This window comes from Vibrio sp. PNB23_22_6 (assembly GCF_052877535.1).
The window spans coordinates 16661-41062 of record NZ_JBNFXP010000020.1; the positions used below are offsets into that span (position 1 = coordinate 16661).

The 24402-nt window shown below is 45.3% G+C and carries 23 protein-coding genes; 14 read left to right on the top strand and 9 right to left on the bottom strand.

All coding sequences use genetic code 11. The features are described 5' to 3' along the window. From ACVA54_RS14975 to lipA, 5 genes are all read left to right on the top strand, one after another. Window positions 1-804 carry a septal ring lytic transglycosylase RlpA family protein gene (locus ACVA54_RS14975; protein ID WP_099080918.1) on the top strand — a complete coding sequence of 268 codons (804 nt, stop codon included), beginning with the start codon at window positions 1-3 and terminating at the stop codon, window positions 802-804. A 74-nt stretch (window positions 805-878) separates the two neighbouring features. After that, window positions 879-2057 carry a serine hydrolase gene (locus ACVA54_RS14980; protein ID WP_099080917.1) on the top strand — a complete coding sequence of 393 codons (1179 nt, stop codon included), beginning with the start codon at window positions 879-881 and terminating at the stop codon, window positions 2055-2057. Window positions 2058-2208: 151 nt separating this feature from the next. Next, window positions 2209-2487 carry a DUF493 family protein YbeD gene (gene ybeD, locus ACVA54_RS14985; RefSeq protein WP_038865384.1) on the top strand — a complete coding sequence of 93 codons (279 nt, stop codon included), beginning with the start codon at window positions 2209-2211 and terminating at the stop codon, window positions 2485-2487. 176 nt (window positions 2488-2663) lie between these two features. Further along, window positions 2664-3326: a lipoyl(octanoyl) transferase LipB gene (lipB, locus tag ACVA54_RS14990; RefSeq protein ID WP_446581197.1), complete on the top strand. Its 663-nt coding sequence runs from the start codon at window positions 2664-2666 to the stop codon at window positions 3324-3326. Then, on the top strand, window positions 3323-4288 hold the full coding sequence (gene lipA, locus ACVA54_RS14995) for a lipoyl synthase (protein WP_099080915.1): 966 nt from the start codon (window positions 3323-3325) through the stop codon (window positions 4286-4288). Before lipB ends, lipA begins: the two co-directional genes overlap by 4 nt. Window positions 4289-4633: 345 nt before the next feature. Here lipA and glyA read toward each other — a convergent pair whose 3' ends face one another. Beyond that, window positions 4634-5884 carry a serine hydroxymethyltransferase gene (glyA, locus tag ACVA54_RS15000; protein WP_099080914.1) on the bottom strand — a complete coding sequence of 417 codons (1251 nt, stop codon included), beginning with the start codon at window positions 5882-5884 and terminating at the stop codon, window positions 4634-4636. A 347-nt stretch (window positions 5885-6231) separates the two neighbouring features. Here glyA and ACVA54_RS15005 point away from each other — a divergent pair, with 347 nt between their 5' ends. Then, the gene (locus ACVA54_RS15005) at window positions 6232-6834 is read left to right on the top strand and encodes a YitT family protein (protein WP_119463730.1); all 603 of its coding nucleotides are present in this window, start codon (window positions 6232-6234) and stop codon (window positions 6832-6834) included. 69 nt (window positions 6835-6903) lie between these two features. Here ACVA54_RS15005 and gmhB read toward each other — a convergent pair whose 3' ends face one another. Then, window positions 6904-7455, bottom strand: a complete 552-nt coding sequence (gene gmhB / locus ACVA54_RS15010) for a D-glycero-beta-D-manno-heptose 1,7-bisphosphate 7-phosphatase (protein WP_099080912.1) — start codon at window positions 7453-7455, stop codon at window positions 6904-6906. Between the two features lie 332 nt (window positions 7456-7787). On the opposite strand from gmhB, the gene metN reads away from it, so the two are divergent. From metN to ACVA54_RS15025, 3 genes are read left to right on the top strand one after another with little or no spacing between them, the layout of a single operon-like run. Then, window positions 7788-8822 (top strand): methionine ABC transporter ATP-binding protein MetN, encoded by a 1035-nt coding sequence (gene metN / locus ACVA54_RS15015; protein ID WP_119463731.1) that lies wholly within the window; start codon window positions 7788-7790, stop codon window positions 8820-8822. Beyond that, window positions 8812-9489, top strand: a complete 678-nt coding sequence (locus ACVA54_RS15020; protein ID WP_119463732.1) for a methionine ABC transporter permease — start codon at window positions 8812-8814, stop codon at window positions 9487-9489. The genes metN and ACVA54_RS15020 overlap by 11 nt, the downstream gene beginning before the upstream one ends. 34 nt (window positions 9490-9523) lie before the next feature. After that, a complete protein-coding gene (locus ACVA54_RS15025; protein ID WP_119463733.1) occupies window positions 9524-10333 on the top strand; it encodes a MetQ/NlpA family lipoprotein in 810 nt (269 codons plus the stop codon). 93 nt (window positions 10334-10426) lie between these two features. Here ACVA54_RS15025 and ACVA54_RS15030 read toward each other — a convergent pair whose 3' ends face one another. Both ACVA54_RS15030 and syd read right to left on the bottom strand, forming a co-directional pair. After that, complete coding sequence (locus ACVA54_RS15030; RefSeq protein ID WP_099080908.1) at window positions 10427-11203, bottom strand: Zn-ribbon-containing protein; 777 nt, start codon at window positions 11201-11203, stop codon at window positions 10427-10429. Between the two features lie 2 nt (window positions 11204-11205). After that, window positions 11206-11751 (bottom strand): SecY-interacting protein, encoded by a 546-nt coding sequence (gene syd / locus ACVA54_RS15035; protein ID WP_099080907.1) that lies wholly within the window; start codon window positions 11749-11751, stop codon window positions 11206-11208. A gap of 108 nt (window positions 11752-11859) precedes the next feature. Between syd and queF the strand changes: the two genes are divergently transcribed. The 5 genes from queF to xni all read left to right on the top strand — a co-directional run bounded on the left by queF (window position 11860) and on the right by xni (window position 19209). Beyond that, entirely contained in the window at window positions 11860-12705 is an 846-nt protein-coding gene (queF, locus tag ACVA54_RS15040; RefSeq protein WP_446581190.1) for an NADPH-dependent 7-cyano-7-deazaguanine reductase QueF, read from the top strand. Window positions 12706-12829: 124 nt separating this feature from the next. Then, the gene (locus ACVA54_RS15045; RefSeq protein WP_446649719.1) at window positions 12830-15112 is read left to right on the top strand and encodes a tetratricopeptide repeat protein; all 2283 of its coding nucleotides are present in this window, start codon (window positions 12830-12832) and stop codon (window positions 15110-15112) included. 98 nt (window positions 15113-15210) lie between these two features. Continuing rightward, window positions 15211-16776, top strand: coding sequence for a diguanylate cyclase (locus tag ACVA54_RS15050; protein WP_446649720.1), 1566 nt, complete (start codon window positions 15211-15213; stop codon window positions 16774-16776). A gap of 216 nt (window positions 16777-16992) precedes the next feature. Next, the gene (gene ppnN, locus ACVA54_RS15055; protein WP_099080903.1) at window positions 16993-18369 is read left to right on the top strand and encodes a nucleotide 5'-monophosphate nucleosidase PpnN; all 1377 of its coding nucleotides are present in this window, start codon (window positions 16993-16995) and stop codon (window positions 18367-18369) included. Window positions 18370-18426: 57 nt separating this feature from the next. Beyond that, window positions 18427-19209, top strand: coding sequence for a flap endonuclease Xni (xni, locus tag ACVA54_RS15060; RefSeq protein ID WP_446649721.1), 783 nt, complete (start codon window positions 18427-18429; stop codon window positions 19207-19209). A 100-nt stretch (window positions 19210-19309) separates the two neighbouring features. Here xni and rlmM read toward each other — a convergent pair whose 3' ends face one another. The 5 genes from rlmM to thiI form a co-directional block, all read right to left on the bottom strand. Further along, window positions 19310-20401 (bottom strand): 23S rRNA (cytidine(2498)-2'-O)-methyltransferase RlmM, encoded by a 1092-nt coding sequence (rlmM, locus tag ACVA54_RS15065; protein WP_446649722.1) that lies wholly within the window; start codon window positions 20399-20401, stop codon window positions 19310-19312. After that, entirely contained in the window at window positions 20398-20796 is a 399-nt protein-coding gene (locus tag ACVA54_RS15070) for a DUF423 domain-containing protein (RefSeq protein ID WP_119463736.1), read from the bottom strand. Before ACVA54_RS15070 ends, rlmM begins: the two co-directional genes overlap by 4 nt. Next, on the bottom strand, window positions 20786-21409 hold the full coding sequence (locus ACVA54_RS15075; RefSeq protein ID WP_446649723.1) for an alpha/beta family hydrolase: 624 nt from the start codon (window positions 21407-21409) through the stop codon (window positions 20786-20788). Before ACVA54_RS15075 ends, ACVA54_RS15070 begins: the two co-directional genes overlap by 11 nt. Beyond that, complete coding sequence (locus tag ACVA54_RS15080) at window positions 21390-22310, bottom strand: transcriptional regulator GcvA (protein ID WP_119463737.1); 921 nt, start codon at window positions 22308-22310, stop codon at window positions 21390-21392. Before ACVA54_RS15080 ends, ACVA54_RS15075 begins: the two co-directional genes overlap by 20 nt. A gap of 516 nt (window positions 22311-22826) precedes the next feature. Next, a complete protein-coding gene (thiI, locus tag ACVA54_RS15085; protein WP_099080897.1) occupies window positions 22827-24275 on the bottom strand; it encodes a tRNA uracil 4-sulfurtransferase ThiI in 1449 nt (482 codons plus the stop codon). Window positions 24276-24402: the final 127 nt, after the last annotated feature.

Here is a 24402-nt window from a genome sequence, read left to right on the forward strand (position 1 = left end):
ATGCAAAAACGCGCTTTATATTCCTTCGTTTTTTCTGCTGTGATTTTGGCAGGCTGTTCTTCTACCAACCAAAAAACACAGGAAGGCCGTTATGAACTTGAATCCGATGTAGCACCCGATAAACCGCTGTCGGTTGAGCACATCGAAGATGCGCACCCTAAATATGAACCATACAGCTTAGGCGGTAATAGTGATTACCATCTACGTGGACAAGATTACAAGATTATCCGCGATGCCCACGGTTTTACACAGACAGGTAAAGCCTCGTGGTATGGTAAAAAATTCCAAGGTCACTTAACGTCTAACGGTGAAATCTACGATATGTACTCAATGACAGCGGCACACAAAACATTGCCCCTGCCAAGCTACGTGAAAGTTACCAACACCGATAATGGAAAGTCGACGATTGTACGCGTCAATGACCGTGGCCCTTTCCATGAAGGGCGTATCATTGATTTGAGCTACGCCGCAGCACATAAGTTGGATGTCGTAAAGGCGGGGACTGCAAACGTACAGATTGAAGTTATCGCTGTCGATAAACCGACCGATGAAAAATCACTCGCGGCACACCCTAAATACGTCATTCAGGTCGCCTCTTCAAAATATGAAGATCGCGCACGAACTTTAGGCTCAGAACTGGGTCAAAAGCTCGATACTGAAACCTTTTTGGAGACTTCAAAAGAAACCTATCGTTTATTGCTCGGGCCATATAGTGACTACTCTCTGACTCAGGCAACCTTAGATAAAATAAAGTTGCTTGGTTATGCATCTGCATTTATCAAAAAACATAAAACTGACAAATGACCGATAAAGCCCCCTCTGATATAAGAGGGGATTCTGTTAATATGTCGCCAGTTAACCCAAAAATTTGAATTACCATGAATAAAAATATGTTTGTGAGATCCATTCTCGTTTCTTCGGTTGCCCTATCTGCAACCATCGCTCAATCTGCTTTTGCATCACCAATTGTTGTGCCGGATGCACCTCAAATCGCAGCGAAAGGCTACGTACTGATGGATTACCATTCAGGTAAAGTACTGGCTGAAAAAGAGATGAATGAAAAATTGTCTCCTGCTAGCCTGACAAAAATGATGACCAGCTACGTCATCGGTCAAGAACTCGCGCGTGGTAATATCTCAGAAGACGATGACGTCACCATCAGCAAAAATGCATGGGCGAAAAACTTCCCAGACTCGTCAAAAATGTTTATCGAAGTTGGTACGACAGTAAAAGTTAAAGAACTGAACCGTGGCATCATCGTTCAATCAGGTAACGATGCTTGTGTTGCAATGGCCGAGCATATTGCTGGATCTGAAGATGCATTTGTTGACCTAATGAATGCTTGGGCTAACACCCTAGGCATGAAAAACTCACACTTCGCCAACGTTCACGGCCTAGACAACTCAGAGCTATATTCAACACCATACGATATGGCACTACTGGGTAAAGCACTTATCCGCGATGTGCCGGATGAGTACCGCATCTACTCAGAGAAGAAGTTCACTTACAACGGCATCACCCAATACAACCGTAACGGCCTATTGTGGGATAAAAGCATGAACGTTGATGGCATCAAAACTGGCCACACAAGCAACGCAGGTTACAGCCTAGTGAGCTCAGCAACAGAAGGTCAAATGCGACTCATTGCAGTAGTAATGGGCACCAAAGACTTGAATGCACGTAAAGCAGAAAGTAAAAAACTGCTGAGCTATGGCTTCCGCTTCTTCGAAACCGTTGCGCCACACAAAGCGGGTGAAACCTTCGTTGAAGAAAAAGTATGGATGGGTAGTCAAGATACGGTTGCACTGGGTCTTGACCAAGACACTTACGTAACGCTACCTCGTGGTCAAGCGAAAAACCTAGAAGCAAGCTTCGTACTTGAGAAAGAGCTCGAAGCACCAATTAACAAAGGCGATGTTGTGGGTACGCTATACTACCAAATTAATGGTGAAGATATTGCAGAATACCCTCTAATGGCGCTAGAGACCGTAGACCAAGGCAGCCTATTTAGCCGCATGTGGGACTACATCGTATTGTTGTTTAAGAGCTTCTTCTAAAACAAGCTTCTTAAACACAATAACGTCCACAAAGCCGCCTAATTTGGGCGGCTTTGTTATACCCCTTTAAGCCACTTAGTATGATCTTGAGTTCAACCGAATTTGACTGTACTATTTCGCACCGCAACGAATACCAACTGGAGTTACCGAAATGCTAACCATCAACTCTGATGCAAAATTGAAAGACCTGCTTGAGTTTCCTTGTTCATTTACTTACAAGGTAATGGGTCATGCAAAACCTGAGCTTCCAGAACTTGTTCTTGAAGTTATCCAGCGTCATGCTCCAGGTGACTACAGCCCAGCAGTAAAACCAAGCGCTAAGGGCAACTACCACTCGGTGTCTATCAACATTACTGCGACTTCTATTGAGCAGGTTGAAACCCTTTATAAAGAACTGGGTGAAATCGACATCGTGCGCATGGTTCTATAATTTTTTGATGCATTAAATTTTTTTTGAAAGCAGCTTAGGCTGCTTTCTTTTTATTTATCAGATAGATAATAAAGTCCCATCCCACTTCCAGTTAAAAATCTGTTACTCAACTGTAGAGCATCAGGTTCATCCAGTTTATAATCCAAAAACTTTATATATTAGTGACAGGAATTCCCATGCAACACCAACTTGTTGTAAAACGACTTGGCCGCCAAGATTATGAGCCGGTATGGAAGGCGATGCATGAGTTTACTGACCAACGCACGGACGACACGCCTGATGAAGTTTGGTTGGTAGAACACAACCCAGTGTTCACTCAAGGGCAAGCAGGTAAAGCGGAGCACCTTCTTAACACTGGCGACATTCCTGTTGTGCAAAGCGATCGCGGCGGACAAGTCACCTACCACGGCCCGGGCCAGTTGGTTGCTTATTTCCTGATCAACCTACGTCGTAAAAAATTAGGAGTGCGAGATCTCGTTACGCACATTGAGAATCTCGTGATCAATACCCTAAAGGCATACAATATCGATTCCGCTGCGCGACCAGACGCACCAGGCGTTTATGTCGACAGCAAAAAAATATGTTCTCTCGGTCTTCGTATCCGCAAAGGATGTTCATTCCATGGCCTCGCACTAAACGTGGATATGGATTTAACCCCATTTTTGCGTATAAACCCATGTGGTTATGAGGGAATGGAGATGGTTCAGGTTAGCCAAGTTGGGGGACCTGATGACATCGAAACCGTGGAAAAACAATTAATACAAGAACTCGTTACTTTGCTTGATTATGAGCAAGTAAAATTCAGCACAGAAGCACCTTCTCAAGGTAATAAAGCATGAGCAAACCAATCCAGATGGAAAAAGGCGTTAAATACCGCGACGCCGACAAAATGGCATTGATTCCCGTAAAGAACATGCCTACAGAGCAGAAAGAAGTGCTACGTAAGCCTGATTGGATGAAGATCAAGCTACCAGCCGACAGCCAACGTATTCAAGACATCAAATCGGCAATGCGTAAGAACAAACTTCACTCCGTATGTGAAGAAGCGTCTTGCCCTAACCTCGCAGAGTGTTTTAACCACGGCACCGCGACGTTTATGATCCTAGGTGCAATCTGTACTCGTCGTTGCCCTTTCTGTGACGTTGCTCATGGCCGTCCTCTACCTGTTGAAGCAGAAGAACCGAAGAAACTGGCGAAAACCATCGCCGATATGAAGTTGAAATACGTCGTTATTACTTCGGTAGACCGTGACGACCTGCGTGATGGTGGTGCAGAGCACTTTGCTAACTGTAACCGTGAAATCCGCGAATTGAACCCACACATCAAAATTGAAACCCTCGTTCCTGACTTCCGTGGTCGTATGGACGTGGCACTTGATCTGATGAAAGACAACCCACCAGATGTCTTCAACCACAACCTAGAGACGGCACCTCGTCTGTATCGTAAAGCTCGCCCAGGCGCGAACTACAATTGGTCGCTACAGTTACTGCAAAAATTCAAAGAGCAGCATCCAAACGTACCGACTAAGTCAGGCCTGATGATGGGGCTGGGTGAGACGAAAGAAGAGATCGTTGAAGTACTGAAAGACCTTCGTGCACACGGCGTAACCATGCTAACTCTAGGCCAGTACCTAGCGCCAAGCCGTCACCACCTGCCAGTAGAGCGTTACGTTCCACCTTCAGAGTTTGACGAGCTAAAAGAGATCGCACTAGAGCTTGGCTTCACCCATGCTGCGTGTGGTCCATTCGTTCGCTCTTCTTACCATGCCGACATGCAGGCGCAAGGTATTGAAGTGAAATAAGCACTGACTTGCTTTGATGAGAAAAGGTTGGCTCTATGCCAACCTTTTTTTGTATCTAACTTATATACTCCCAGAATTGGAGCGTTGATAAGAGATTTTCTCGAACAAAAAGCGCATCATTCTGACGAGCCTAAGCGATATCAGGAATCTGCTTTCAACGCACTCTAATTAACAGTGGTAACAAGAGATTCCCTATTCTAGAAAAACAAAAAGGCCCTCAAATGAGGACCTTTAAATTGGGTGAACTTTCGAAATAGATGGGGCGAGTTCTAGGAGAACACACGGAGTTTGCTTCTAGCAAATGAGTATGTTCGACAACGAAATCAGCTCACTCTACGAAGAAAGTTACGCGTAAACTGGTAGACGCTTACAGATCTCTAAAACTTTCTGTTTCGTTGCTTCGATAACTTCCTCGTTGCCGATGTTATCTAGAACGTCACACATCCAGTTCGCAAGCTCTTTCGCGTCTTCTTCTGTGAAGCCACGACGAGTGATTGCTGGCGTACCAACACGAATACCAGACGTTACGAATGGGCTACGTGGATCGTTTGGTACAGAGTTCTTGTTTACTGTGATGTTTGCTGCACCTAGCGCTGCATCTGCATCTTTACCAGTGATGCCTTTGTCGATGAGATCAACGAGGAACAGGTGGTTCTCCGTGCCGTTAGATACGATCTTGTAGCCACGCTCTTGGAATTGACCAACCATCGCTTTCGCATTTTTCACTACGCGCGCTTGGTACTCTTTAAACTCAGGCTCCATTGCTTCTTTAAACGCCACTGCTTTACCAGCAATAACGTGCATTAGAGGGCCGCCTTGACCGCCTGGGAATACGGCTGAATTCAGCTTTTTGTACATATCTTCGCCAGCGTTTGACAAGATAAGACCACCGCGAGGGCCTGCCAGTGTTTTGTGTGTAGTCGTTGTTACTACGTGAGCGTGTGGAACTGGCGTTGGGTACTCCCCTGCAGCGATAAGACCAGCAACGTGCGCCATGTCTACGAATAGGTAAGCGTCAACTTTGTCTGCGATTTCACGCATGCGTTTCCAATCAACGATTTGCGAGTAAGCAGAGAAACCACCGATGATCATCTTAGGCTTGTGCTCAAGCGCTAGCTGTTCCATCTCGTCGTAGTTGATTTGACCAGCTTCGTCGATACCGTAAGGAATCACGTTGTAGTGCTTACCAGAGAAGTTCACTGGGGAACCGTGAGTTAGGTGGCCACCGTGTGCTAGGCTCATACCGAGAACTGTGTCGCCTGGGTTTAGAAGCGCCATGTACACTGCGCTGTTTGCTTGAGAACCTGAGTGAGGCTGTACGTTCGCGTACTCACAACCGAACAGTTGACATGCACGATCGATAGCGAGTGCTTCAGCTTTATCTACGTACTCACAACCACCGTAGTAACGCTTGCCTGGGTAGCCTTCAGCGTATTTATTCGTTAGCTGAGAACCTTGCGCTTCCATTACACGTGGACTTGTGTAGTTTTCAGAAGCGATAAGTTCAATGTGTTCTTCCTGGCGAAGGGTTTCTTCCTGGATAGCTGCGAACAGTTCCGCATCGTAATCTGCGATGTTCATATCACGCTTAAGCATCTGTATCTCCTGACTCAGATTAGTACTGAAAGTTGCAAAAAAAACCGAATAATGACCTAACGCAAACGTTTTCGTCACTCTGATAGCGCGCATTCTACAGAATTTGATCTAGGTCATAAAGAGAAATTTACAATTTTCTCATGCAGTTTTTTCATGATGACATGTATGGTTTATCATAGTGATATTGCAATCGATTCACTATGTAAACCTGAGTGTCAATTTTACGCTTTACACCCTGTAAAACGATAATTACATAGGTTTACCGCAAATTTTACCCCCTAGCTACCGAAAAGATCATCTTTTTACTACTATGCATGCCCCAAAACTTAGCAATAAATACAATATTGATGGAAAAACACTCAAATAAAGAAGATTGGATTGCGATTTTAACTGGCACATTTCTGGTTGCTCAGGGCGTATTCTTTTTACAGTCTACTAATCTGCTAACGGGCGGCACCACTGGACTGGCTCTTTTAATTACCCAATTTACGCCGTTTAGCTTTGGTGTTCTGTATTTTATCGCCAACTGCCCATTCTACTTATTGGCATGGAAACGCTTCGGGGGCCGTTTTGCGATTAACAGTGCTATCTCTGGCGCTTTGGTTTCCGTGTTTGCTGACCACTTATCTCTGCTGATTTCACTTGAATCCATCAATGAAGTTTACTGCGCCGTTGCAGGAGGCTTATTGATGGGCTTAGGCATGTTAATCTTATTCCGTCATCGCTCTAGCTTGGGTGGCTTTAATGTCCTGTGTTTGTTCATTCAAGATAAGTTTGGCATTTCTGTCGGCAAATCTCAGATGGCCATTGATGCGTGCATCCTGTTTGCCTCTTTCTTCTTCGTCACGCCTTGGATTATTGGCCTGTCTATTCTTGGCGCTTTTGCCTTAAACCTTGTACTCGCAATGAATCACAAGCCGCATCGCTATTCTGTGACCTATGGGTCTTAACCAAAAAGACAAAAAAAAGCCAGCAATCAATATGCTGGCTTCTTGATAAATCTTACGTTTGATATAGCGTTAACGACTTAAATATGCAGGAACGTCTGCAATGCTATCAAGTACAACCGTCGCGAGCGCTTCACCTTGTTCAGTGACAGGCTTACCTGTGCGAACCAAAATCTTAGTGCCAACGCCAGCCGCTTCTGCAGCCATCATGTCTTCGGCTTTATCGCCGATCATCACAGATTTCTCCATGTCGATCTTCAAGAAGTCACGCGCAGAAATGAACATGCCTGGTTTTGGCTTGCGGCAATCACAATCTTGTTTGTATTCGCCAATGCCATGTTCTGGGTGATGTGGACAATAATAAAAACCATCGAACTCAACGCCATTATCGACGAAGTTCCAATCCATCCACTGAGTTAAAGATAAGAAACGGTCTTCACTGTATTTACCACGCGCGATACCCGATTGGTTGGTTACAAGCACCAATAGGTAACCTTTATCTTTCAGTGCTTTCGTCGCTTCAAACACACCATCAATGTACTCAAAATCATGTTCATCATGAACATAGCCGTGGTCAACGTTGATCACGCCGTCACGATCGATAAAAACAGCAGGTTTTGCCAAAACGTATTTCTCTATTAACTCGGTTTAATCTGATTATTACACACCTTATAAACTTCAACACTATCTAATTCGTGTGAAGCCGACACAAAACAGTTGATTTGTTAGCAGAGAATCGGTAATTCTGGAAAACCACTCTTTTTTCATACTTCTTCTTGTTTACGTACTGAAATAAAACATCCATACACTTAGACGTCTAGACGTAAAAATATCTATTGACTTCATTTCGCTTACCCAATAGCATCAACTGAGAATTGAGATAGAGTTCAAAATTTACTCCTGTTAAAAGCCGTTTTTAACAGTGAAGGTCCCAGTATCTCTGTGCAGGTTGAAACATGATAGAAATAAAAAACGTCAATAAAGTGTTCTACCAAGGAAGCAAAGAAATTCTTGCCCTCAAGGACATTAACCTAGATATCGCGAAGGGCACCATCTTTGGTGTGATCGGCTCATCGGGCGCGGGTAAAAGTACCCTGATCCGTTGTGTCAACATGCTGGAAGCCCCAACATCAGGCTCAATCATCGTTGATGGCGTTGATCTAACTACATTAAGCAAAAAGCAGCTGGGAGAAACTCGCCGCAACATCGGAATGATCTTCCAACACTTTAACCTGCTGTCGTCTCGCACCGTTTTCGACAATGTCGCCCTTCCTCTTGAGCTTGCAGGCAAAGACAAATCACAGATCACAGCAAAAGTGACTGAGCTACTTAAGTTGGTTGGCCTAGAAGATAAGCATGAAAGCTACCCAGCAAATCTAAGTGGTGGTCAAAAGCAACGTGTCGCCATTGCACGTGCACTCTCATCCGATCCAAGCGTTCTATTGTGCGATGAAGCGACTAGCGCACTGGATCCAGCGACAACGCAATCCATTCTAGAGCTACTAAAAGAAATCAACCGCAAACTGGATATCACCATCCTATTGATCACTCACGAGATGGAAGTGGTAAAAAGCATCTGCCACGAAGTGGCAATCATCGGTGGTGGTGAGTTAGTTGAGAAAGGTAGCGTGGGTGACATTTTTGCGCACCCAAAAACAGAACTGGCGCACGAGTTCATTCGCTCTACTTTGGATCTGTCTATCCCGGAAGATTACCAAGCACGCTTACAAGCAACCCGCGTTGACAATAGCTACCCACTGGTTCGCCTAGAATTTACTGGCGCAACAGTGGATGCACCACTGATGACGCAAATCGCTCGTAAGTTCAACATTGATGTGAGCATCCTAAGTTCCGATCTAGATTACGCTGGCGGCGTGAAGTTCGGCATGATGGTCGCCGAGCTGTTTGGTAATCAAGAAGACGATAACGCTGCGATTGAATTCCTACGTAAACACAACGTGAAAGTAGAGGTACTTGGCTATGTCCTTTAATGCAATTTCTGAATGGCTGAGCCTAAACAGCAACCTACTTTTAGGTGCAACATGGGAAACCCTTTACATGGTTGCCGTTGCGGGTATTGTTGGCTTCGCGATAGGCATTCCATTAGGTGTCATTCTGCACACCACTAAAAAAGGTGGTTTACTAGAAAACAACAAACTGAACCGCTTTCTTGGCGCGATCGTCAACATCGGTCGCTCTGTACCATTCCTCGTTCTGATGGTCGCAATCATCCCTTTAACGAAACTGTTGGTCGGCACGTTTATCGGCACGACCGCAGCGATCGTCCCGCTGACTATCGGCGCTATCCCATTCGTTGCGCGATTAATTGAAGGTGCCCTATTAGAAGTTCCAACAGGGCTGGTTGAAGCGGCACAATCAATGGGAGCAACACCGATGCAGATCATTACAAAAGTGCTACTACCAGAAGCAATGCCGACTATTGTTAACTCAGTAACCATTACCCTAGTAACACTTGTGAGCTACTCAGCGATGGCAGGCACTGTGGGTGGTGGTGGTCTTGGTGACGTTGCTATTCGATATGGTTTCCACCGCTACGATGTGGTTATCATGGCAGTAACTGTCGTGATGCTAATTGTACTTGTTCAAATTATTCAGTCCATCGGCGACACAATCGTACGCCGCGTGGACCACAGATAGCCTAAACATTTCTAAAAATTATAAGGAGATAACCATGAAATTTAGCCTTAAGAGTCTTTTGACTGCAGCAACCGTTGCTTCAACTCTCGCGCTTGTAGGTTGCGGTGACAAACAGTCTAACGAAAACAGCATCAAAGTCGGTGTCATGGCCGGCGCGGAAGCACAGGTGGCAGAAGTTGCCAAAAAAGTGGCGAAAGAGAAATACAACTTGGATGTTGAGCTCGTTACCTTTACTGACTATGTAACACCAAATGCCGCACTGGATGATGGGTCAATCGATGCGAACGCGTTCCAACACAAGCCATACCTAGACCAACAAGTAGAAGATCGTGGTTATAAGCTGGTCACGGTTGGAAACTCTTTCGTCTATCCAATTGCTGGCTACTCTAAGCAAGTGAAATCAGTGGATGAAATCGAAGATGGTGCGCGCATCGCAGTGCCAAACGATCCAACCAATTTAGGTCGCTCTCTACTGCTGCTTGAACAACAAGGCCTGATCGAACTGCGTGATGGTGCAGATCTGTTGGCAACGGTTCGCGACATTGTTGGCAACCCGAAAAACTTAACTATCGTTGAGCTAGACGCTGCACAGCTTCCTCGCTCTCTTGATGATGTTGCGGTTTCTATCATCAACACGACTTACGCAAGCTCAATTGACCTCACACCAGAACGCGATGGGCTTTTCGTTGAAGATAAAGAGTCACCATATGTGAACCTAATTGTCGCTCGTGAAGACAATGCTCAAGCGACAAACGTACAAAACTTCGTAAAAGCTTACCAAACCGAAGAAGTACACCAAGCGGCAAAAGAAACCTTTAAAGGTGGCGTTGTTAAAGGTTGGTAATTCAACACCAATACGTCATAAAAACAAAAAGGCTGATGAGAATACATCAGCCTTTTTACTGTCTCATGTCGATAAACGCTATCGCTTGAAGCCTTATTTGATATGGTCCCACGACATATTCGATACGATTCGACAGTCATCGCACTTAAAATGGAAGATGTCATGCAGCGGCTCATCAAGTCGCCACTCCCCACCGCACTTGGGACATTTGCGTGCTTTTTCTGACTCTACCGACTCACCACCGACGCGATACTGATAGTAATACGTCGGAATTTTTGTAATGTACTCAATACGACCACGTAAATCCCAACCTCGACGGAATAACACACTGTCCGCATCACAAATTTCATGCAGTGCCGCGTGTTCAGCACGGCAGCCACCTGCCATCTGGATTTCATCACACGCTTGCCATTCGGTTTGCCACTTCACCACAGCTTTGTGATCACCGTTTAACGTAGGACCATTGCGGTAAAGAGGGATCGGCAATAGCGTTTCTCCACTACGTAGTGGAGAACAGGTATGCACGTAAGTAGTGTATAATACTTGCCAGCTCGGTTGCTCATCTTCCGCCGCTTCTTCTGAGTTCAAGTCTCGCCCTAACATGCGCATTTTCGGTGCTAGCAATGATGCTTCGGTCAAACGATTCATACACACTTTTACAAAGTCTGAATGATAACGTGGATGTAAACTGTCTTGCTCAGGGCAAACTACGCGAACGAAGAACTCGCCATCGCCCATCACGATAGGGAACTCACGACCTAACACTTGGCCGTTATAACGCAACGCATCCATCAAACCATTGATGGCTTTATCGACCGCACTCACTGTCGTGTTATCAAAGCATTCAAACTGCAACTCAACCACGTACATACTTACACCGCTGCCTCTAGCTTAGTCAGAAACTCCGAGATGCTTTCTGCTAACACGTCACGCTTATCCGTGCCTAGACGCTCAAGAATCACATTACCCGTTAGGTTACAAATGGAAATCACATCCAGCTCCGCATCGGTCGCAGCGATAAACACCGTTGGCTTTAACTTGAGACGACGCTGAGTAACTAAGTGGCCAAGAATATTCTCTTGCAGACGAGTAAAATCCTCATCACTCCATACTTGCAGTAACGTCAGCTCGTTACCTTGCCAAGCCGCGTCCATGTCTGCGCTGTATTGAGAGCCATAGAAAGTTTTGATGTCTTCATGCAGCGTTAATTCAATTGCGTTCTCAACATTCGTGAAATCCGCCATTTCTTCACGTGGGAATGCTTTCCACAATACTGCCCCATCGCGTTTCTCTTCTACACATGGAGAAACAAGATCAGCAAGCTCTTCACTGCGTGGCAGTTCATTGTGCTCATCTTGCCAAGCTTGTTGATAGCGCAGGCTAAACTCCTGTAGAGCCTGAGTAACGGTCTGGGTCATGAAGGTCTCCTCATTCCTTATTTATCAGATAGCGGTGTCTGCCAGATGGCAATTGTTCAGCGGATTAAGTAAAATTCTCGCTATTCTAATCGAAAATGACCACAAAGTATGAGCAAATATTCTGACGCTAAAGAGCTTGCTAGCCTGACTCTGGGTAAAAAGACCGAGTACGCAAACCAATACGATGCGAGTTTGCTGCAACCCGTTCCTCGCAGTCTAAACCGTGATGACTTAGAACTGGGCGATAGCCTACCGTTTTTGGGCCATGACATCTGGACACTCTACGAGCTTTCTTGGCTAAACAGCAAAGGCTTACCTCAAGTTGCGGTAGGTGAAGTGTACATTCCAGCAACCAGCGCAAACTTGATTGAGTCAAAGTCGTTCAAACTGTATCTAAACAGCTACAACCAAACGCGTTTTGCAAGCTGGGAAGAAGTAACAGAGCGTCTCACTCAAGATTTGTCAGCATGCGCAGGCGAACATGTACTTGTGGAAGTAAACCCGGTAACTCACTACGCCAATCAACCTATCGTAACGATGGAAGGTGAATGCATTGACGATCAAGACATCGAAATCGATAGCTACGATTTTGATGCCACATTACTTGAGGGGGCTGCGGGTGAAGAGCAGGTCGAAGAAATTCTTCACAGCCACCTATTAAAATCAAACTGCCTGATCACTAATCAACCAGACTGGGGCAGCGTAGAAATTCGTTACCAAGGCGCTAAGCTTGATCGTGAAAAGCTGCTTCGTTATCTCGTCTCTTTCCGTGAGCACAACGAATTCCATGAGCAATGTGTGGAACGTATTTTCACCGATTTGATAAAATACTGCCAGCCAAGCACGCTGACGGTTTTTGCTCGTTACACTCGCCGTGGTGGGCTGGATATCAACCCTTACCGCTCAACGGAACAAGGCAAGCCAGTCCACAATAACCGCATGGCTCGCCAATAATCGAAAAGTAACGAGACAATTACGCAAAAACACCCAGCTATCTGTTGGATTGCTGGGTGTTTTTCTCTAATATTGCTCGATTAAATATACGTGCATTACGACACAGTTCGAGGGAACGAAAACGATGTTTTGGGACAGTTCGCGTCTATACTGGCTGATTGGCTTTCTTTGCTTATTGCTAGCACCGCCACTTCACGCGACCATTTTATCTTCTGCTTTGCTGAATGAAGCTCAACAATTGACTGAGTTTGAACCTTCCCAAGCTAAACAAGCGGCCACAAACTACCTACTTCAACGCGAACTCATTGAACGCCAAGAAAACAGCAGCCCCTCCGCGATGTCCCGTGAAGAGACCGATCGTAGTATCCGCACACCAAGCAGTACCATCGAAGCGTACAAAATCATTGCTCAAGCCGACTATGTTATGGGCGATTTGCGAAGTGCGATTAAGAGCTTAGATGAAGCGGAGCGCCTTGCGAAAGAGTATCAATTGCCGTACATGGAACTGGGTGTGCAATTGACTCGCAACCAAATGGTGTGGATGTACGACAAAAACTATGCGGCGGCAGAGAAAAAGCTGAATCAAATTGAGCAACAGATTAACGAGGCGAAACCCGCACTACAACGCGCAAACAGCATTCGTTACCATTTAGTAATGCAACGCGCCCTGCTTGCTTCACATAGAGGCGAAACTGCGAAAGCCGAGCAACTTTACATCGAAGCAAAAGCGATGCTCAAAGAAAAGCGTTCTGATCTAATTTTAATTGATTACTACACGACTTTAGGCGAGTTCTATCTCAACAACAAGCAATACAACCTTGCTCTTTCTGAGTTACTTTATGGCTATTGGCAATCAATTGAGAGTGATAACGGAGCCAAACTAGCGAAAGTAAACCGTTTATTAGCACGATTGTTCCAAGAGCGTCGCGTATACGATAAAGCGATGGAGTACTTATCTCAGGCCGCAGATTTTTATGATAGTTATCCTAACTCGCCAATTTTGGCAGATGTCCTTGAAAATATGGGGGATGTTTACTTCTATCAAGGCAAATTTAATCTTGCTTTAGTGCACTACTTCAACGTGTTAGATCATAAGAGCACTAGCCAAGATATTCACCGAGATATCAATCTTCGCTTAAGTCTTGCCGCGACCTATTTACAACTCTATAACTACCCTTTAGCAGAACAATATCTAAAGCGTGCCAACGAGTTATTGGAATATTCCGACTTAACCAATTTAGAAGCCAAAGCGGCTTTGCTTCAGTCCGGCTTGGCTTATCACCAAAATGACAGCCAAAACGTAATTAAAAACGCTCAATACGCACTCGATCTTCTTGAGACGTTGCCCAACGCATCCGACTTCATTAAGCAGCAATCTTACCGTTTATTAGGCTTAGGCTACGAGCAGGCTGGTGAGTATCACTCCTCTCTTCAAGCATTTAAAAAATACATCAACCTAGTGCGCGTAGAACAAAGGCACCTTAACCAAATCAGTGAAGATGCCTTCCGCCAGCAAAAAGAATTTGCCGAGCAAAGCATCCATCACGTTGGCCAAGCCGACAAACTGGCGTTGGTTGAGATGGAACACCGCAAATTCCAGAAGATCTCATTCGCGCTATTTATTTCGGTACTATTCATGTTCTTATTTATCATGCGCCGAGGTGTGATTATACAGCGCCAAGCGAGTGAAATAGATAAGCTTCGTAGCGATCTATTCACGCACTCTCGCTCTCGCTTAAATAACCTACGCATGTTGAACGTGAAGTTATCTGGTTCATTAAAAAAATCCAGCGATACGTTTGAGCAATGGCAGATGGGGGAACTGATCCACGAACCTCTGAATGATCGTTTGCGCTTTGTCATGATAGACCTACCATTCCTACGCAGTATGTATGTACAGCACGGATACAAAGCTGGCCTTGAATTGGAACGAGCGTTTGGTGACTTCCTTGCTGAAAAAATTAAGAAACCAACACGCTTGTATCATTTTTCCGATGCCAATTTACTTTACATTGAGCCCAATGCTGACCGAAATACCTCTGGCGAAGCCACCTTTGAAAAGTTCCAGAAGTGGATAGATGAATTTGCTCAGCAACATAACGTTAGCCGCATCATTCGTATGGGGATCAGTGATTATCCATTTTTACCACGAGCTTATACCGCGATTAACGGCGAAGAGCTGCTCGACTTATTGCTTCTTGCAACCCATGTTGCTCGTGAGGTCAGCCTAAAAGATAAACGCAGCCATTGGGTATTCTTAAAGGCCATCGACAATGCTCCTGCTGCGAGTTTTGCAAGTCATGACATAAGAACGGCGTGTCTACACGCTATCCATCAGGGACTAATAAAAGTTCATTCTTCTTACAAGAATGAGGAGGACATCAAAAAAATATTAAAAAGTGGATAATTTACTAACTGTTGTTCTTAAACAATGATGACGCTAATACGTTTTTTGTTATTATGACATAATTATCAGCAGTTCATGGACTTAGTTGTAGTCACTTCATGGGAATCTTGGAATCCGATATTCAGTCACATCTTCATCAGCTGAGTTGTCAACTTGACAAGCTCAGACTGACTCATCGTGACACTTCACTCAAATTTAAGCGTGAGCAACAGGTTCTAAAACGCGTCGTGGCCGCATTGTCTTCTGCTTGTCAGGGGGCAAACTCTCAAGTCACTAGCTATCTGTTTGAAGTTCAGCAAGAGCTGGAGCTTCAAAAAGATGTCAGTATTCTGATCCCTCGTTTGGCCGTACTAGAAAGAATGCTCAAACAGCAGTCAAAGGCAATGGATAAGCAGAGCGATTACCTCAACGAGCAAGTGAAGCACAGTGCTGCGACACTACAACGTGCTCCGGGTTTACCAGCACAACTCAAGCGAGAGTTGCGTAACCTAATGAGTTGCTCCGGCACTCATGCTTGTAATAACGTTGACCAAGCGACAAAATTACTTAGCATCTACGAACGTTCGCTGAAGATAATGACTGCCAATTCGCGCCTCAACCTCTCTGAGCTTGAAAACAACCCAGATAGCTCTCAATTGGAGTGCCTTGCTAGCGACTTGCAGCGTACCATCACCGAACTCAATTTCGAAGGTGACTCTGGTGATCAACTGCTTGATATTCGCTCAAAGCTACTGTTAGGTGTGAATGCCGAGTCGTTGATTGAGCTGACTTTAAATACGCTGAAGTTAGTCGTCGAAGCAACCAAATCGGAACGTAAGACATCCGAGCAATTTTTGGTGCAGTTAAACGCGTCTCTTTCAAGTAATCTTAAAACCGCACATCAGAACGTCGATCAGCATCAAAACTACTTTGAACATCGCCAAGAGTTGAATGCTGAAATGAACGATTTAGTAGGTCTCAGCCAAAAATCGCTCGAGCAAGCACAAGATTTAGCCGCACTGAAGCAAGAGATCGCTCCACTACTTGCACAAATAGCATCACTATCTGAACGGTTAAAGATGACGGAAGAGCGTGAGCAAACCCTCCAAGAACGTTTAAATTACAATAAAAATCAACTCGCATTGGTGTTTGAAACTACCCAGGAGTATCATCGTCGCCTAGAAGATCAAGCACAACGCATGTTGCTTGATCCTTTGACCAAAGTATACAACCGCGCGGCGTTCACTGACCGAATGGAACACGAATACCGCCGTTGGATCCGCTCACAACAAAACCTTCGAGTGGTGATGTTTGACGTCGACAACTTTAAAGCGATTAACGACAGCTATGGTTATACGGCCGGTGATAAGGCTTTAAAAATCATCGCTCGTACCATTCAAAAACGAGTGGGAAAAACCGAAACCGTTGCTCGTTTTGGCGGTGAAGAGTTTATTATTCTTATTCCAGAGCAATCCGAAGAGTACACGCTAGAACTGATGAAAAATATCCAAAAAGACATCAACGCATTACCATTTAAGTTCCGTGAACAAAACATCATGATCACGCTCACAGCTGCTTCCACTGCCTTTAGAGAAGCCGATACCCCAGAATACGTACTCGATCGCCTAGGTATTTTGTCAAAAGATGCAAAGCAGCGTGGTCCTAACCAAATTAACTGGAATTAAAACCGCTCAAAAAAACGCCAAGAACGCACTTTTGATGCAATCTTTCACCATATTGCCGAAAATTTCAATGAGTTATCACATTTCTCTTCTCCCAGTCTGCTAAGCTAACTACACACCCTAAAACAAACTCCACCAACCATTTGAGTCAAACTATACGTACAAACAAACAGATGCGTTGGTTTCTTTCCTCTAAAAAAGCATTAGCAAGGAGGCCCTATGATTACCCATATCAGCCCCGCAGGTAGTATGGACTTGCTATCCCAACTTGAAGTCGAACGTCTAAAAAAAACCGCATCAAGTGACCTTTACCAGCTTTATCGTAACTGCACGCTAGCAGTGCTTAACTCTGGTAGCCACACAGACAACTCAAAAGAATTGTTAGATAGATATCAATCTTTTGATGTCAACGTGGTTCGCCGCGAACGTGGTATCAAGCTAGAACTCTCTAACCCACCAGAGCATGCGTTCGTAGATGGAGAGATTATCAAAGGCATCCAAGAACATCTGTTTTCAGTACTTCGAGACATTGTGTACGTCAACATGCACTTAGCAGATAATCAACGCCTAAATCTAACCAACGCGACCCACATTACCAATTTGGTGTTTGGCATCTTACGTAACGCAGGCACACTAACGCCAGGTATTGAACCAAACTTGGTCGTCTGCTGGGGAGGACACTCGATCAATGCCACCGAATATCAATACACACGCGAAGTGGGACATGAGCTCGGGCTACGAGAGCTGAATATCTGTACCGGTTGTGGCCCAGGTGCGATGGAAGGCCCAATGAAGGGGGCGGCAATTGGACATGCGAAGCAGCGCTATACCGAGCAACGCTACCTTGGCCTTACCGAGCCGTCAATCATCGCGGCCGAGCCACCAAACCCGATCGTGAATGAGCTGGTGATCATGCCAGATATTGAGAAACGCCTTGAAGCCTTTGTTCGAATGGCACACGGCATCGTGATCTTCCCTGGCGGTCCAGGTACTGCCGAGGAATTACTGTACATTCTTGGTATTATGATGCATCCAGAAAACGCCGACCAGCCCATGCCAATCGTATTAACTGGTCCAAAAGAGAGTGAAGCTTATTTCCGATCTATAGATGCTTTTATTGCAGATACGCTAGGTGAAGAGGGCCAGAAGCATTATCAAATCGTCATCGATGATCCTGCGGAAGTCGCACGCATCATGAAGTACTCAATGGAAAAGGTTCGCCTTCACCGTAAAGAGAAAGGTGACGCATACAGCTTTAATTGGTCACTTAAGATTGAACCAGAGTTCCAACTGCCATTCGAGCCCAACCATGAATCAATGGCAAGTTTAAACTTGAACTTGAACCAAAAACCGCAAGTATTGGCCGCCACGCTGCGCCAAGCGTTTTCCGGTATTGTTGCTGGTAACGTTAAAGCCGAAGGGATTAGAGAGATCGAGCAACAAGGTCCCTTCACTATCCATGGTGAATCAGCATTGATGAAAAAACTCGACACGTTACTCTCAGACTTTGTAGAGCAGCACCGTATGAAGCTACCAGGCGGTAGCGCGTACGAACCTTGTTATCGAATCGCTCATCCAGAAAATGCAACTCGATAGAAAGAGCTACATTGGTTACACTAGGGGCATTACGCCCCTTTTTACTGCTAAGTCATTATGTCTATTCATCTTGTTATCATTGATGCCCTAAACCTGATCCGCCGCGTGCACTCTGCACAGCCCGATCCCACTGACATAGCAAGAACCATTACCACGACGAGCAGAACACTGACTCGCATCCTGTCTGAAGCGCAGCCAACTCACATCATCGCCGTATTCGATCACCACGAACAAGACCGTGGCTGGCGCGCTGAAATCCTTCCTGACTACAAACAAAACCGCAAGCCAATGCCAGAGCCGCTCATGCAAGGCTTAGACGCGATTCAACAAGCATGGTGGGAACAAGGGATCGACTCATTGCTGTCTGAAGGCGATGAAGCAGATGATTTGGTCGCAACACTGGCCACCAAAGTCGCGAGCCACGGCGAGAAAGTAACGATTGTCTCGACCGACAAAGGTTACTGCCAACTATTATCTCCGACTCTACAGATCCGAGATTACTTCCAACATCGTTGGTTAGATGAGCCATTTATCGAAAAAGAGTTTGGCGTAAAACCATCTCAGCTTGCCGACTACTGGGGTTTAACGGGTATCAGCTCAAGCCAAGTGCCGGGCGTACCGAGTGTTGGTCCAAAAGCAGCGAAAGAAATTCTGACTCAATTTGAGGATATTGAAGCGGCATACGCGAGCGAAGAGCTGGCCCCAAAATATCGCAAAAAGTTAGATGAGCACATTGAATCTGCGCGTTTATGCAAACGAGTAGCAGCACTGAAATGCGATATCGAACTCGGCTTTAACCTGCAAGACATTCGCTTTACTGGTCCAAACAAAGCAGAATAACCACCCGTTTGGTGAGAAGCCCTATCTTCCAGACAAGAAAAAAGCGCCCAATTTAAGGCGCTTTTCTTATTCTGCTCTACTGCTTAAGTGAATGCGTAGATTAATGCGGAGAGATGTTAGACAGACACTGAATGTGAATCGTGATCTCTTCACGATCATGGTACAAGTGTTTTGCTTGCAGCTTGAATTTCACCTTATTCTCAATCAAGAACGTTTTTAGGTTCTCAAGATCTTGCAACACTTCGTCGTAACGACCTTTCATTGGTAGCTTCAGGTTGAAGATTGCCTCTTTCGCCCAACCTTTTAACAACCATTGACCCATAAGGTGCGCAACGCGAGCTGGTTTCTCAATCATGTCACACACAATCCAAGTCACGTTCTTACGATCGGGTTCAAACTTAAAACCATCCACCATATGGTGCTTGATTTGACCCGTTTCCATTAGGCTATCTGCCATCATGCCGTTATCAACGCAATGAACGAACATCGATCGTTTAACCAATTGGTAAGTCCAACCACCTGGACACGCACCGAGATCAACCCCCCACATGCCTGGAGCAAGACGCTCATCCCACTCTTCACGTGGAATAAATACGTGGAACGCTTCTTCCAGTTTTAGTGTTGAACGACTTGGTGCATCCGCAGGGAACTTTAAGCGAGGAATACCCATAAAGAACTGCGAGTTATTGTCTGGGTATGAATAACCCACGTAACAATGACCTGGTGCAATAAAACAGATGTGCAGCACTGGCTTCTTCGCGTTGTCTTTATTCCACATCAGACCTTTGCCACGTAGAGCTTGGCGCATTGGAACCGTGAATTTACGGCAAAACTTTAGCAACTCTTTCGCTTCGTTGGTGTCTGGCGTTTCGATACGTAGATCGCCACAACGCGGAAAATCTTCCACTTCAGACAGTTCTGCAAGAATTGGACTGATACGGTCTTCGCTTGGTAGCGCTTCAAACTCGGCTGCAACAGCAAACATCTGACGTGCAAAAATCAATGCACTAAAGTCCAAGCCTTTGACTAACTTATCTGCGTCTCCATCTTGGTAACACTCGAAGACAACATAACCTGAGTTTTTCTTCACACGAGGGAAGCCGTACACTTCCAACTGTGTCGCTTTGTCCTGAATTTCACCAGCACACTCTTTCTCAAAGCCAGAACGGCAATAGAGCATTAGTTGTTTCACTTGGAGACCTCTTTGATATTAAACGCAGCAAAAAAGAACAGACACCAGCCGAACATGAACAACACCCCGCCCATCGGAGTAATTGGTCCAAACCACTTAATGCCCGTCAGCGCCAGCGCATAAAGACTGCCGCTAAAACAAAAGATGCCGATGATAAAGCAAATCGCCGCGATGAAAAAATACTTTTGTGCTTTTTGTCCCAAATTGACCAGTAGCAAGATGGCACAAAACGCGATAGCCAAAGTATGGATGAATTGGTACAAAACGCCGGTTTCAAATACGCCAAGTAAATAGGGCGACAATTTGGCTTTTAAACCGTGTGCGGCAAACGCACCTAACGCTACCGATGTCAGACCCGAAATACCAGTAAACGAGAGTAACCACTTACTTTTCACGGTATACCTCTTTAATAAACGCTGCTAACTGCTCAATCGTCTGCGCTATATTATCCGCCTCGGTATACCCTGAGCGCTTACGCGGTTTAAAGCTGTGGTCACCATCTGGCAGAAAGCTCACTGTGACCTGCTCTGATAACGCGAAGCCTTCGAACTCTTCGCACTTGCCGAACGTATCGCGCTCGCCTTGTAGAATTAAGGTTGGCTTGTCGATGCTAGCTAAATGCTCGCCTTTGTATTTCTCTGGTTTACCCGGTGGGTGGAATGGAAAACCCAAACACGCAATGCCCGCCACTAGCTCATTATCTGCGAGCAAACTCGACATTCGACCGCCCAGCGATTTACCACCAATAACGATGGGAGCGGAAGTAAAGTGAGTGATCACTTCTTGGTACGCTTCAAGAAGCTTTGGCGCGCGATCTGGCGGACGCTTTTTGCCGTCTTCGGCACGCTTGACCATGTAAGGGAAATTGAAGCGCACCACACGAATACCCTGATCAACCAATCCTTTGGCAACGGCCGCCATGAACTCATGCTCCATGCCTACGCCTGCACCGTGAGCAAAAATAAACAATGGTCCGTTTTCTGGCCCCTCAGCTATCCAATGGTTCATCGAGTACTTCCTCTTGTTCTTTTCTCGCGGTTGCCAACATCCAATCTCGGAAAGTCGCGATACGCCCCATGTCCGCTTGCTGTTCGTGACATACCACGTAGAACGCATTCTTAGAAACCAAAACCTGGTCAAATGGCGCAATCAAGCGTCCTGCTTCCATCTCTGGTTTGGCTAATACGTTGTTTCCTAATGCAACTCCCTGCCCATGAGCTGCCGCTTGCAAGACCATGGTTGAGTGACTAAATATTGGACCATGATTCACATTAATCCCGTCAACATTGTAGTGTCGAGCAAACTGTTTCCAATCTTTTCGCGACGTATCATGTAACAAAGTATGCTGTTTTAGATCACTTAGAGATTCCAATGGTTTGCTACCTAAAAGTAGCGAAGGTGAACAAAGTGGGATCAAATACTCTTGGTAGAGTTTATCTGCACGCAAACCTGGCCAATTACCACGTCCATAATAGATCGCGACGTCGACATCATCCGTCAATGAACCTTCATCCATATCCACCGCTTTGATACGTACATCAATGTCCGGTTCTTGAGCATTGAAGTCGGCCAAGCGAGGCACCAACCACTGGATAGCAAAACTTGGTGGCAAACTGATAGTCAACGCCCCTTTTTCACTGCGTTCTAATACCTTATCGGTCGCATCTGCAATGGAAGTGAAGATATCTTTAATGTCTAAGAAGTAGCTTTGCCCCTCTTCTGTGAGCAGCAGTGAACGGTTACGGCGACGAAAAAGCTTCAATGATAAGAATTCTTCTAGTGCTTTTATTTGATGGCTCACTGCTGCTTGAGTCACAAACAGCTCTTCGGCTGCACGGGTAAAACTAAGATGGCGAGCTGCCGCTTCAAATACGCGAAGCGAATTCAGTGGAGGCAATCGACGAGACATAAGGAACCTCAAATAGGATTAGTTTTTTTAATCTGAAACATTATAAAATGTTCATTGTAGAACAGCCAGATAAATTCTATATTTCACCTCGCAATACGAGCCTGAACGGCTTGATTTTTTATGAATCAATTGGCTTCGTTATTGCGATGTTGTGTTTGCAAACTCGCATTTCGAGTTAGGTAGATTTCTACCGTGATGTTTTGTCGACATTCCCTGTGACAAAACAGATACTTCCTGTATTTATTTTGACCTGTCTGTCAAATTTGTTACACCGCCTGGTTCAGGCGGTGTTTTTTTATCTAACAAATTCATGCTTCTCCCCCTAAAAATCTTGCACTAAGGTCACCTTTCCAACCGAATTTCGGATTAATTATCGTTATATCAATACAACACTAAAACGGTGCGAAGCATCTCTATATTTTAACGTCTTACACATAAATTTTAGGCGTCCAACAACGAAAAAAGCGCAAGCTGATTCCTCAGGTTGCGCTTTGTGGTCATTCCTATCGAAGGAGGTTACGGGCGATAAACTTTCACGTTGTTGAAGCCTTGCTCTTGTAAATAAAGCGCTTGAAGGCGACTCATGACACCACGGTCACAGTACAGCAGGTAAGTCTTAGACTGGTCCAAGTCACCAAACTGAGTACTCAACTTGTAGAACGGGATGTGCTTAACATCAACACCATCGATTTCTAATGGGCTATCGTCTTCCTCTTCAGGGCTACGAATATCTAGCACAATGGCATGCTCTTCTACCGCTTGAACTTGCTCAACTTCTGGGGCGGCTTGTTCAGATTCTTTCGCAATGTCACGAATGTCCATTTGACGAGCTTCAAGAACCACTTTTTCTAGAATACTGAAATCGAATTTCGCTTCTTCTGTTTCTAGCTTATGTTTCACTGCTTTTACTGTTGGTTTCTTCGAGATAACACCACAGTATTCCGGCATGGTTTTAGCGAAGTCTTCCGTGCCGATATCGCGCGCTAGGTTAATGATGTCTTCTTTATCCCAGTTGATAAGTGGACGCAGGATTAGCGTATCGGTGACGTTATCAATGTGACGAAGGTTCGTTAGCGTTTGGCTCGATACCTGACCTAGAGCTTCACCAGTGACCAAAGCTTCAATCTTCAACTTCTCAGCAATCATTCCCGCCGCACGCATAAACATGCGCTTGAGGATAACACCCATTTGACCGTCATCCACTTTTTCTAGGATTTCTGCCACAACTGGTTCGAAGTCCACGGAGATAAAGCGTACTTTTGCTGAAGAACCGTATTTGTTCCATAAGTAGTGAGAAACCTGCTTAACACCGATTTCGTGTGCAGGACCTCCTAGGTTAAAGAAACAGTAATGGACTTTTGAACCACGTTTGATGTGCAGATAGCTTGAAACACCAGAGTCAAAGCCGCCGGAGATCAAGCTGAGTACGTCTTCTTGAGTACCTAGAGGGAAACCGCCAAGACCTTTATGACGCGCCAATACTTGGTTTAGCTTGTCGTTTGATACTTCGACCTTGATCGTTACTTCTGGGTTGCTCAACTTAACGCGTGCGCTCTCAACCGCTTGGTTAAGACCACCACCGACATAACGCTCAAGTTCAAGCGAAGTAAAATCATGCTTACCGCGGCGCTTAGCGCGTACCACAAAAGTTTTACCTTCGATCGACGCACCGCTAAGTTCTAGCACTTGCTCGTAAATATCGTGCAAATCTTTAAACTCAGACTGTTTTACTTCTAATACGTGGTGGATGCCTGGTGTATGCGTCAGGATTTCCAGTACTTCAGCGTAAAATTCGTCACTCTCGGAGGTCACTTCAATGTGATCACGACGGTTAAAAACCGCAACAGATTCCGTACGGTTCTTCACAATGTTACGAATGTTGCACTCTAAAATCTTTGTGAAGCGCTTACGCACAGATTCACTTTTTACAAAAATTTCTGGATGGGGCTTTACAATAAATTTCATAGTTTCGTTCGCAGGTTAGTTTCGCAATCAACAGTGAGTGATACTCCACCTCGGTCTATTTTACGTCGCAATGGAGAGCGTCGTTCACTACCGGTAGCCTGAGCTCACTTCAAAGGCGCAAGATTAT